At 36.3% G+C, this 11856-nt stretch carries 10 protein-coding genes; 7 read left to right on the top strand and 3 right to left on the bottom strand.

Features of this window, described 5'->3' with window-relative positions:
• The first annotated feature begins 320 nt into the window (after window positions 1-320).
• From K3248_RS02330 to K3248_RS02300, 7 genes are all read left to right on the top strand, one after another.
• A complete protein-coding gene (locus K3248_RS02330; protein ID WP_220716751.1) occupies window positions 321-1064 on the top strand; it encodes an ABC transporter ATP-binding protein in 744 nt (247 codons plus the stop codon).
• 10 nt (window positions 1065-1074) lie between these two features.
• Entirely contained in the window at window positions 1075-1956 is an 882-nt protein-coding gene (locus tag K3248_RS02325) for a metal ABC transporter permease (protein ID WP_220716750.1), read from the top strand.
• Window position 1957: 1 nt separating this feature from the next.
• Window positions 1958-2890: a metal ABC transporter solute-binding protein, Zn/Mn family gene (locus K3248_RS02320; protein WP_220716749.1), complete on the top strand. Its 933-nt coding sequence runs from the start codon at window positions 1958-1960 to the stop codon at window positions 2888-2890.
• A gap of 335 nt (window positions 2891-3225) precedes the next feature.
• Window positions 3226-4551, top strand: a complete 1326-nt coding sequence (gene ugpB / locus K3248_RS02315) for a sn-glycerol-3-phosphate ABC transporter substrate-binding protein UgpB (RefSeq protein WP_220716748.1) — start codon at window positions 3226-3228, stop codon at window positions 4549-4551.
• A gap of 107 nt (window positions 4552-4658) precedes the next feature.
• Window positions 4659-5543, top strand: a complete 885-nt coding sequence (gene ugpA / locus K3248_RS02310; protein WP_220716747.1) for a sn-glycerol-3-phosphate ABC transporter permease UgpA — start codon at window positions 4659-4661, stop codon at window positions 5541-5543.
• A 9-nt stretch (window positions 5544-5552) separates the two neighbouring features.
• Window positions 5553-6404: a sn-glycerol-3-phosphate ABC transporter permease UgpE gene (ugpE, locus tag K3248_RS02305; RefSeq protein ID WP_220716746.1), complete on the top strand. Its 852-nt coding sequence runs from the start codon at window positions 5553-5555 to the stop codon at window positions 6402-6404.
• Window positions 6405-6406: 2 nt separating this feature from the next.
• The gene (locus K3248_RS02300; RefSeq protein ID WP_220716745.1) at window positions 6407-7453 is read left to right on the top strand and encodes a sn-glycerol-3-phosphate import ATP-binding protein UgpC; all 1047 of its coding nucleotides are present in this window, start codon (window positions 6407-6409) and stop codon (window positions 7451-7453) included.
• Between the two features lie 107 nt (window positions 7454-7560).
• On the opposite strand, the gene K3248_RS02295 is transcribed toward K3248_RS02300, so the two are convergent.
• The 3 genes from K3248_RS02295 to K3248_RS02285 all read right to left on the bottom strand — a co-directional run bounded on the left by K3248_RS02295 (window position 7561) and on the right by K3248_RS02285 (window position 11398).
• Window positions 7561-8283 carry a glycerophosphodiester phosphodiesterase gene (locus tag K3248_RS02295; RefSeq protein WP_220716744.1) on the bottom strand — a complete coding sequence of 241 codons (723 nt, stop codon included), beginning with the start codon at window positions 8281-8283 and terminating at the stop codon, window positions 7561-7563.
• A gap of 150 nt (window positions 8284-8433) precedes the next feature.
• On the bottom strand, window positions 8434-9990 hold the full coding sequence (guaA, locus tag K3248_RS02290) for a glutamine-hydrolyzing GMP synthase (protein ID WP_220716743.1): 1557 nt from the start codon (window positions 9988-9990) through the stop codon (window positions 8434-8436).
• 121 nt (window positions 9991-10111) lie between these two features.
• Entirely contained in the window at window positions 10112-11398 is a 1287-nt protein-coding gene (locus tag K3248_RS02285) for an RsmB/NOP family class I SAM-dependent RNA methyltransferase (RefSeq protein ID WP_220716742.1), read from the bottom strand.
• Window positions 11399-11856 lie beyond the last annotated feature (458 nt).

Raw genomic sequence — 11856 nt, 5'->3', positions numbered from 1 at the left:
TTTCAGTAAAAACACTGCCTTACTCTTAGTTAATAAACTCTCTGCTATTACATTGTGGGAATAATTTAGACGCCAAACGAAACACACACTACCCTCACTTGTGCTTATTTAGAATCACCAATCATTTTGGTACTATATATAGTATACACACTCTCTTTTTCGTCAAGAAAAATTCAATCAATATTTTACATTTTCCACGATCTTCCCACTAAAATTTTTAGCTCCTAAAACATATGTAATAATATAACGTTTTATTGACAAACGTTATATTATTACATATGTTTCTAAAGAGAATAATTGTAATAATAGTGGTATGAATTATGGGGCTGTATTTTGATAATGCAACATTAGGTTATGGAAAAAGAATAGCAATCAAAAGCTTTTCAGCAATAGTAAAGACCGGCTCATTGGTAGCAATAATGGGCAACAATGGCGCTGGAAAATCAACGCTACTGAAAGCCACAGCTGGATTGATCAAACCTCTTAGAGGTAAAATCAGCACCCCCCCCAAAAAACGCATTGCTTACCTTGCTCAGCAATGCGATATCGATCGAACATTTCCAATCGATGTTAAGGCGCTTATAAAAACAGGATTATGGTCTTTTTGTGGATTGTGGAAAAACCAACGCCCTTATTCTCATAAAATTCAAAATGCACTTGAAATGGTTGGACTCACGGCACTTGCTAACCGTCCACTTGACGCACTCTCAAGCGGACAATTACAACGTGCTCTTTTTGCACGTATCATTGTACAAGATGCTGATATTATCTTACTCGATGAACCTTTCAATGGTGTAGATCGCCATACCCAAAAAGATCTTCTTACATTAATTACACATTGGCAACAACAAGGGCGAACAATTCTCACAGCACTTCATGATCCTCTCATTGTGCATGAATATTTTCCTCAAATAATTCAAGTTGATAAACAAAACGCCTTTTATGGAGAAACAATGCAATTTGTTCACGATAATATTCATCACATAATACCCTCTCTTATATCTCATCCTATCCGTATCGACACACTCAAACAGTATCTCCCTACCAATACTCCTAATCTATGAGGTTATATACGTGTACGCGTTCTTTCTTGCCCCCTTTATAGATTTCCATTTTATGCAAAGCGCTCTCATAGGTTCGATTCTTTTATCTGTTAGCGCTTGCCCTATTGGTGTCTTTTTAATGTTACGCGGAATGAGTTTAACAGGAGATGCTATATCGCACGCTATTCTTCCCGGTGTTGCAGCAGCATTTCTTTTTTATGGATTCTCCCTCATATCTATGACACTTGGTGGTATCTTAGCGGGCATTATTGTTGCTTTGGCAACCGCTCTTATTTCACGAAATAGCTTTCAGAAAGAAGATGCATCAATGACAGTCTTTTATCTTATTGCACTAGCAGCAGGCGTTATTATTGTTTCACTTAAAAATTCAACCGTCGATCTGCTTCATCTCTTATTTGGCTCAGTACTGGCACTTGATACGCAAGCCCTTTTACTGATTACCACTATCATGCTCATTACAGTTTGCAGTCTTTGTATTTTTTGGCGCGCACTTGTAGTAGAAAGCTTTGATCCCTTCTTTTTTAAATCACTTTCTCCATTGAGTAAATATGTTCATATATCCTTACTTGGACTTGTCGTATTAAATCTTGTTAGTGGCTTCCAATCACTTGGAACATTGCTCTCCGTAGGTATCATGATGATTCCAGCTATTACAGCCCGTTTTTGGTTTTCGCATTTAGGCCCTATCTGCATACTTTCTACTCTTTTAGGAATCATTGCAAGTATATGTGGGCTTCTGCTTTCTTTTCATCTCTCGCTTCCTTCCGGTCCTGCTATTATCATGGTCGCAGGATGTATCTATCTTCTGTCCTGCCTGATCAGTCCACGCGGCTTTATTGCGAAATGGCTTCCTCGCCTTTCTTATGCGTCTCTCCCTCTCTTAAGGAAATAACGTGCCTAAACTCATGAAACAGTTCATTTTATTTGGAACTCTCCTATTACTTGTCCTTTTTCCACTTTCTACATCTGCGTATCAACACGATAAAATAAGAGTTGTTGTGAGCTTTTCTATCCTTGCTGATTTAGTCAAAAATGTGGGAGGAAACCATATTTCTATGACGACCTTAGTTGGTCCTAACGCCAACACTCACACGTATGAGCCAACCCCTCGTGATGCTCAAACGCTTAGAAATGCGCATATTATTTTTATCAATGGACTGCATTTAGAAGGTTTCATGGATCGCCTCATCACAGCAAGTGCGACACAAGCACTTCTTGTTAAAGTAAGTACGAACATTCCTCTCTTAGAAATGCAAAATCAAGAACATGGTGTCCAACAACACAATCATGACAGCAATATTGACCCACACGCTTGGCAAACAATCCCCAATGTTGAAATTTATGTCAAAAATATCGCTGCTGCTTTTTGTAAAATAGATCAACAATCTTGTACAAGTTATAGAAAAAACTCTGCACGCTACATAAAAAAACTACAAACAGTACAAGAACTGCTGAAAAAAAAGATTGCGACTATTCCAAAAGATAAGCGTATTATTATCACCTCTCATGATGCCTTTGGTTATTTTGCCAAAGAATATGGTTTTACTATTCTCGCCCCCCAAAGTGCTTCAACCGAAGCTGAAGCAACTGCAGCCGATGTAGCCAAACTTATTCAACAAATAAAGACCAATAAAGCAGCGGCATTGTTCGTTGAAAATATCTCTAATCCCCGTCTCATAAAACAAATTTCAAAAGAAACAGGCTTAAAAATTGGTGGAACACTCTATTCTGATGCATTATCGGACCAAAACGGTCCTGCGGCAACCTACCTCGATATGATGACCCATAATGTGAATACTATCGTTGATGCTATAATAAAACACTAAAAAATATTATTCAAAAATCATAAGGTAAACGATATAAAATTTTCTCTAAACAATACATATACTACTATAAAACTGAATAGAGTTTATTGTTTTTACCCTTGCTCTTTGTTATTTGAATTTTTCCAATTTTTATCAAATAGCTACAATATTTTATGAACAAAAAAGTGTCCTTAATAAAAGAAAAATTGATAAACCTACACAAATTTGATTGACCTTTTAAGCGTTCCTGTTTAAATGAGCCGGTATATTTCTGAAATAGAACCGTCATGAAATGTTCATGTATAAATATAATCGAGGGGGGAACTTGTGTTCCATTACTTCAGAAAGGGTAAATCATGAGTCGTCTTTATCTTTCTATAGCAGCATTCACAATTTCTATTGCTGCGGCGACAACGGCTTTTGCACAGACAAAAATTAGCTTTTGGCACTCTATGAGTGGCGAATTAGGAAAACAAACTGAAAGCCTTATTAATGACTTTAATGCGAGTCAATCTGAGTATAAAGTCGTTCCTTCATTTCGTGGTGAATATGAAGAAGGAATGGTTTCACTTATTGCAGCATTTCGCGGAAAACAACAACCAGTTCTTGCACAAATTTATGAAATTGGTACTGAAACCATGATGGCTGCAAAAGGTGCAGTTTATCCTATTTATCAACTTATGGCTGATACAAAACAAGAATTTAATCCTACAGATTATTTGCCTGCTATTAGTGGTTATTACTCTGATTCTCAGGGGAAAATGTTATCTATGCCATTCAATGCTTCAACACCAATTCTTTATTACAACAAAGATATCTTTAAAAAAGCAGGACTAGATCCAGAACAACCCCCAAAAACATGGGAAGATATTGAAAATTTCTCGAAAAAAATTCTCGAAACTAAAGCTGCAAGTTGTGGTTTTACAATGGCTTATGCTGCTCAATGGATTGGCATAGAAAATTTTTCCGCATTACATAATATTCCTTTTGGAACGAAAGAAAATGGTTTTGGTGGACTTGATGCAAGGCTTACCTTTAATGGCCCTTTACAAGTGCGTATGTGGAGCGATCTTAAAAAATGGTCTGATCAAGGCATTTTCCGCTATGGTGGTCCTGCTAGTGCACTAGATTCAACACCAATGTTTATGGCACAAAATTGTGCAATTTTCTTACAATCTTCAGGATCGCTTACTGGAATCGTTTCCGAAGCAAAATTTCATGTTGGAGTTGGTATGCTCCCCTATTACAGTAATGTAAAAGAAGCACCGCAAAATTCAATTATAGGAGGAGCTTCTATTTGGGCACTGAAAGGTCATACTCCAGAAGAATATGCTGGAGCTGCTGCTTTCCTTAAATTCCTTTCCAAGGCTGATAATCAAGCAAAGTGGCACCAAAAAACAGGTTATCTTCCAATCACAAAAGCTGCTTATGAATTAAGTAAAGAACAACATTTTTATGAAAAAAATCCAGGTGCAGATATAGCTATTAAACAGATAAACCTAAATACACCAACAGTGAACTCAAAAGGTATAAGATTTGGTAATTTACCACAAATTCGCTCTCTTCTTGATCAAGAATTAGAAGCTGTTTTAAATGGTTCTGAAACACCACAAGAAGGACTAGATATAGCAGTTGAACGTGGTAATAAGCTTCTCCGTGAATTTGAAAAAACGCATCATTAGGATTTTATGATTTCATTTAAAAGTTTCAAAAAACTCAACCTAAAAATTGAGTTTTTTGTTTTTATATTCCGAATATCTTGATATCCTCTTATTTAAAAGTCATAAAAATGCAAGAGAAACATGCATATTTTAAAAACTGTCGACTATCCTATTTATTTCTTTTCCCTCAACTTATAGTGACTTTTTTGTTTTTTTTACTTCCAGCAGCTCAAACGATAAAGTTATCTTTTGAACGTGCGGATCCCTTTGGCTTTTCTACAACATTTATTGGTTTTGAAAATTACTTAACGGTTCTTTCTGATCCTGTTTATTTAGAATCACTACTCACAACAGTCATATTCTCCATCTCTGTCACTGTTGTTGCAATGGCAATATCACTGCTGTTAGCTGTCTGCGTTGATCGTGTTATCCATGCCAAAAAAGCTTATACAATGCTTTTTCTCTGGCCTTATGCTGTTGCTCCTGTCTTGGCAGGTATATTATGGTTATTTATTTTTCATCCAACTATTGGTATTTTTCCTTTTCTCCTTGAAAAAATAGGTATTATATGGAACCATCGCATTAGTGGTGTTCAAGCGATGATTCTTATTGTGATTGCTGCTAGCTGGAAACAAATTTCCTATAATTTTCTCTTTTTTCTTGCCGGTCTTCAATCTATCCCGCGCTCTCAAATAGAAGCTGCAGCGATTGATGGTGCTAGTCCCTTTAAACGATTTTGGACTGTAATTTTTCCTCAAATTTCACCAACAACCTTTTTTCTTCTCGTCGTTAATATTAATTATGTTATGTTTGATACATTTGGTATTATTGATAATATGACTGCTGGAGGCCCTGCGCGGGCAACAAACACACTTGTTTATAAAGTCTATGATGATGGCTTTAGAAATCAAATAATTGGTGCATCAGCAGCACAATCAGCAATATTGATGCTCATAGTTATTGTCTTGACATTTATCCAATTTCGTTGGATCGAACGTCGTGTACAATATTAGGAGAAAAGTATGGTTGAAAATCGTCCTGTTTTAAGATTTATGACTCATCTTATCCTTATTGTTGGTATTATTATTATCTGTTTTCCAGTTTATGTCGCTTTTATTGCTTCAACCCATAGCTCTGCTTCATTTAGTGCAGGCACACTCCCTCTTCTTCCAGGAAAATATGCCCTAGAAAACTATACGACAATCTTTGGTGATAAACTTGTGCAACTTGGTCTTCCACGACTAGGGCCTCTTTTAATCAACTCATTCATTATGGCATTGAGTATTAGTATTGGAAAAATTATTATTTCGATCTTCTCTGCTTATGCAATCGTCTATATGCGCTTTCCTTTTCGAAAAACTGCTTTTGCTCTTATTTTTGTTACATTGATGCTTCCTGTTGAAGTTCGTATTATCCCAACATATACTGTAGTTGCAGAACTGAATATGATCAATACTTACAGTGGAATGATTATTCCACTTATTGCATCCGCAACCGCTACATTTTTATTTCGTCAATTTTTTCTTACTGTTCCTGATGAACTTCTAGAAGCAGCACGCATTGATGGGGCAGGACCTTTTAAGTTCTTTAAAGATATTCTTTTACCTCTCAGCAAAAGCAATATTGCTGCTTTATTTATCATCATGTTTATTTATGGATGGATACAATATCTTTGGCCTCTTATTGTCACAACAGATCAAAACCATCAAACTATTCTTGTTATTCTAAAACAACTTATCGTTGAATCACTTGAAGATAATCCTCAGTGGAATATTCTTATGGCAATATCAATCATTGCCATGGTGCCGCCTGTTTTAATCGTCATTTTTATGCAGCGATTTTTTGTCAAAGGCCTCATTGAAACGGAGAAATAATTGTGGCCACAATTCAGTTATCAAATATAAAAAAACAATATGACAATGATATTTCGGTTATTCGTGATTTAAACTTAACCATTGCGGACAGTGAACTTCTCGTTCTTGTAGGACCTTCAGGGTGTGGAAAATCAACCCTCTTGCGTATTATTGCAGGACTTGAACAAGTCACTTCAGGTGAACTCTATATTGACAATGAGTGTATCAATGATCGTGAGCCCGCTGACCGTGATATTGCTATGGTATTTCAGAATTACGCTCTCTATCCGCATATGACAGTTCGTGGAAACTTAGAATATGGCCTGAAAAATCGTAAAACGCCTAAAGATGAAATTAAAAAGCGTATTGCACATGCTGCAAAACTCTTACAAATAGAACCGTTTTTAGATCGAAAACCACAACAACTATCTGGAGGACAACGGCAGCGTGTTGCAATGGGGCGTGTAATTGTACGCCAACCTCGTGTTTTTCTTTTTGATGAACCACTTTCAAACCTTGATGCAAAATTGCGCGCACAAATGTGCATTGAAATAAAAACGCTTCAGCGTTCTTTGAAAACAACAAGTCTTTATGTCACCCATGATCAACTAGAAGCCATGACACTTGCTGATAGAATCGTTGTTATGAATAAAGGACATATTGAGCAAATTGGAACCCCAATGGAAATTTATGACTCTCCAGCAACAACATTTGTTGCTGATTTTATCGGCTCTCCCCCTATGAATTTTCTTGATCGCCAGATCTTAGAAAAACAGTTAGGTCGTTCATTACCTTATAGTGAAAAAACTGATCTTTTGGCATTCAGACCAGAAGTCATTTTATTGGGTGAATACCCAGATCAAGGGCCTGTCTTTCACACACAAATTGAGCTTATTAAACCTGTAGGAAGAGGATGTCACGTTTTAACACGTTGGAACGATACTCTTTTTACCATTGAAATAAAAGAGCGTCTTACAAATGATTATGGTACAAAATTAAGCTTTACTGTTACACATAAAAGTTTTCATACTTTTAATAAAGCCACTGGTAAACGCACAAGTAACAAATAAAAAATTTTTACCTTATTAGCTCCTGTAGACCGTTATTTCTCAGTTTCTCTTCTTTATCCTATTTTTACAAGAGCAAAAAATTTCTTGTGTATTTTAGATGTAGATTTTTATCTTTGTGCACGCAATTGTAATGCAAGATCAGGCTGGTCTGTTGTGATATAATGTACAGGTACATCAAGCCAATACGATAACCGTGCTCTTCCGTTAATTGTCCACACGCCTACAATAAAACCTGTATCAAGCGCAGATTCAATAAACTCCTGTGAGACGACAGAACCATCTAAACTCAGATCGCGATATCCTAATTGTTTCCACTCCAGAAAATAACGTCTCATATCACCTTCAAAGCTATCAATACATGGACCAGATGTTATTCCTGCTTCAATAAAGGGACGAAGGCTTATAGGATCAAAACTAATTGCAGAAACGCGTTCTGCTAAATTTCGACTTTTTATTAACGCAAGTGCTTTTTGAGATAAAATTGTTTCACGCTCAATGTTACCACATGTTTTGATTTCAAGATGTAATGCAACATTTGTCGGTTTCAAAAGATCAAGCACCTCTTCTAATAAAGGAGGCGCTTCCATACTTCCTTTTACACGCAGTTTTTTGCGTGTTTCATTATCAATATCATGAATATATCCTTTTTTTTCAACCAATTGCTCTAAATTAAAATCATGAAATACTACAACTTCACCACTTTTAAGAAGATGAACATCACATTCAATTGCATCAACACCTAAAGCAATTGCATTGCGAAATGCAGAAAGTGTATTTTCAGAGTAAAGACCTGCTCCCCCACGATGGGCCAAAATTTTTTTCTTAGACATATGAAATTTCTTAATTTTAAATGATATTAGCTAAAACACGATGAGATAATGATTTTGCAAAATTATTTTTTCCAATTTTTTCTCTTTTTATTTTCCCAAACATCAAACTTTTAATCATAGTCTTTTCTTAAAAGACTTTTTTTATTTTACTTATTCCCACTCAATAGTACCAGGAGGCTTTGATGTCACATCATAAACAACACGATTAATCCCCCTTACTTCATTAATAATACGTGCTGCAGTTTTTCTTAAAAACTCCATATCATAGGAATAAAAATCCGCTGTCATCCCGTCTATAGATGTTACTGCACGAAGAGCACAAACAAACTCATAAGTACGTCCATCCCCCATAACACCAACAGTCTGAACAGGAAGAAGAACAGCAAAAGCCTGCCAAATTTCATCATAAAGACCAGCTTTACGAATTTCATCAAGATAAATAGCATCTGCTTCGCGTAAAATTTCTAATTTTTCTCGTGTTACTGCGCCTGGACACCTAATCGCAAGACCAGGACCTGGAAAAGGATGGCGCCCAATAAACTGTTCTGGTAATCCTAACTCTCGTCCTAACGAGCGAACCTCATCCTTAAAGAGTTCCCGTAATGGTTCTATAAGCTTCATATTCATCTGTTCTGGCAATCCACCTACGTTATGATGACTTTTAATTGTGACCGCTTCACCAATAGCTGAAACACTTTCAATGACATCTGGATAAAGTGTTCCTTGCGCTAAAAATTCCGCACCTCCTATTTTTTTAGTTTCCTCTTCAAAAACTTCAATAAAAAGACGGCCTATTGTTTTTCGCTTTTTCTCTGGATCTGTTTCACCTTCTAGCGCCTTAAGAAATATATCAGCAGCATTCACATGAATAAGATCAATATTATAATGATCTCGAAATAATGTAAGAACTTCTTGAGCCTCATTTTTGCGCATTAATCCATGATCTACCAAAATACATGTCAGCTGATTTCCTATTGCTTCATGGAGAAGAACAGCGACAACAGATGAATCTACTCCTCCTGAAAGACCACAAATGACACGACTTTTTCCAACATTTTGTCGTATTGTAGCAATTGCTTGCTCATGATAAGAAGCCATGGACCAATTACCTTTCAGACCAGCAATTTTATGAACAAAATTTTGCAAAAGTTTTGTACCATCTGGTGTATGGACAACTTCAGGATGAAATTGCACTGCATAAAAATGTCTGTTTTCATCAGCAATAGCAGCATAGGGAGCACCTTTTGAAGTTCCGATGACACAAAATCCCTCTGGTAAAGCCGTTACACAATCACCGTGACTCATCCATACTTGATAACGAGAGCCCTTTTCCCACACGCCCTCAAATAGTGCATTCTTTTCTTGTACCTCCAAAAAAGCACGCCCAAATTCACGTTCATGTCCAACTTCAACTTTTCCTCCAAGCTGAGCACACATAATTTGTTCGCCATAACAAATCCCAAGAATCGGGATACCTGCTTCAAAAATTTCCATGGGAGCACGCGGTGAAGCATTATCAGTCACCGAATAAGGACTCCCTGATAAAATAATCGCTTTAGGCCTTATCCGCTTCATACCCTCTAAAGCAAATTGAAAAGGAATAATTTCAGAATAAACACCCATTGCGCGTACCCGACGCGCAATAAGTTGTGTTACTTGTGAACCAAAATCAATAATAAGGACAGTATCTGGATGCGCTATGCTCATAAAAAACCAATCAATAATTGTAAAAATAATCAATGCGATTTGTTATTCAATCTTTTTCTTTTCACAAGCCTATTTGCTAAAGTAAAAATTTATTCTTGTAAAATTTAAAATAAAAAACATATCAGTGTTTTTTTTGCAATACAGATAAAAAGAAACCATCTGTTTTTGTTGTTGCTGGTGATAATGTCAGTCCATAATTTGAAAAGATTGGTTGTACATTTGCAAGATGAAAGTGTTTTTGCCAAAGTGTACGCATATTAATTGGATAAAAATTAGAATGCTGTTGAAGAAAATAGGATATTTGCTCCTCGTTTTCATCTCCAAAAAGGGAGCATGTAATATAGATTAAGCGTCCATTTGGTTTAAGATAATCTATAGCCTCATTTAAAATAGCCTTTTGTACTGTTTGTCGTTGTTTGACCTGTTCTAACGTTAAACGCCATTTTGCATCAGGACGACGACGCCATGTTCCTGTACCGCTACATGGTGCATCTAGCACAACTCTATCCATTTGACCTACTAATGGCTTCAATTCTTCTTTTTGCGTCCATGTTTGTACATTACGAACACCAGCACGGCGAAGACGTTCAAAAATAGGCGCAAAACGCACTTTATCTATATCATAAGCATAAATTTGCCCACGATTGTTCATATTAGCAGCTAAAGCTAATGTCTTTCCACCAGCACCTGCGCAATAATCCAACACCTGCATACTCGCTTGTGCTTCTACTAGATACGCAACAATTTGAGATCCTAGATCTTGTATTTCAAAATATCCCTTTTGAAAAGCTGGTTCCACTTGAACATTTGGATGACGTTCAAATTTTTCTGCCGGTGCAATCCTTAAAGCCGTCCGAAACCATGACAGAGATTGAATTTGGGTTTTTTCTAATTCTTTAAGAACCTTCTCTGGTGTTGTCTTTAAACTATTGACTCGTAAATCTAACGAAGGACGTGTTGCTAATGCCATCGCTTCAGTAACCCAATTATCAGAAAATAAAGGATACAAATGCGCTTGACACCATTGAGGAATATCACCACGAATATAGTCTGGTGCATCTTCTAACTGTCGTTTTTGCCATGATTGACGTTGCTTAATCCCTAATAACTGTGGAGCAAACCGATCCCCCTCTAATGCGCAATCAATTTGTTCAAGCGTCATTTTTCCAGTATCTAATAAAGTACCATAAACAATGTCTTTTAGATCATCACTTTCCATCCGCCACTGTAAAGAATAACGTCGTCTTAAGACATCATAAACAATTGTACCAATTGCTGCACGATCTCCTACTCCAGCAAAGCGATGAGAAATCCCCCAATCTTTTAAAGATTCACTTACTGGACGATGCCGAATTTCTATCTCTTTTAGAATATCTATTGCTGCCTGCAAACGCCCACCTAATCGCATAGATTTCTCCTATTGAACTTCAATAAATATTTTTAAAACGTATAAATGATTAATTATGTTAACTTTTTTAAATTTTGAGATTTTCCTCTCATCTATTTTTCATTCATACTTTTGTCCTTCTAAAAGAAATGGAAGCTTCTTTAAGGATGCAAACTAAACTCTCTCTATAAAGAACTTCTTCTCATGATACACTACATAAAAACTATCAGACTTCTTAAGTACTACGTCAAATAAGAATTTAAGAATCTGAATCCACGCAATAGACAACATTCACATATCGTATATGTTGAAAAGATAGAAAAGCTTCTATCCCCGCAAAACTATTTGACTCTTAACAAAATATTAACTTTTTAAAAACTGCTTGGAACCACTATTTGGTACGACCGTTTTTACTGTACTAGCTAGTGCCAGATAATTTAAAAGGAGAAAATAATGAATACTTACAACAATGGAAAAAC

It is taken from the genome of Bartonella raoultii, from assembly GCF_019659805.1.
In the GTDB taxonomy this organism is placed as follows: domain Bacteria; phylum Pseudomonadota; class Alphaproteobacteria; order Rhizobiales; family Rhizobiaceae; genus Bartonella; species Bartonella raoultii.
This window is presented reverse-complemented; position numbering and strand designations above follow the sequence as displayed.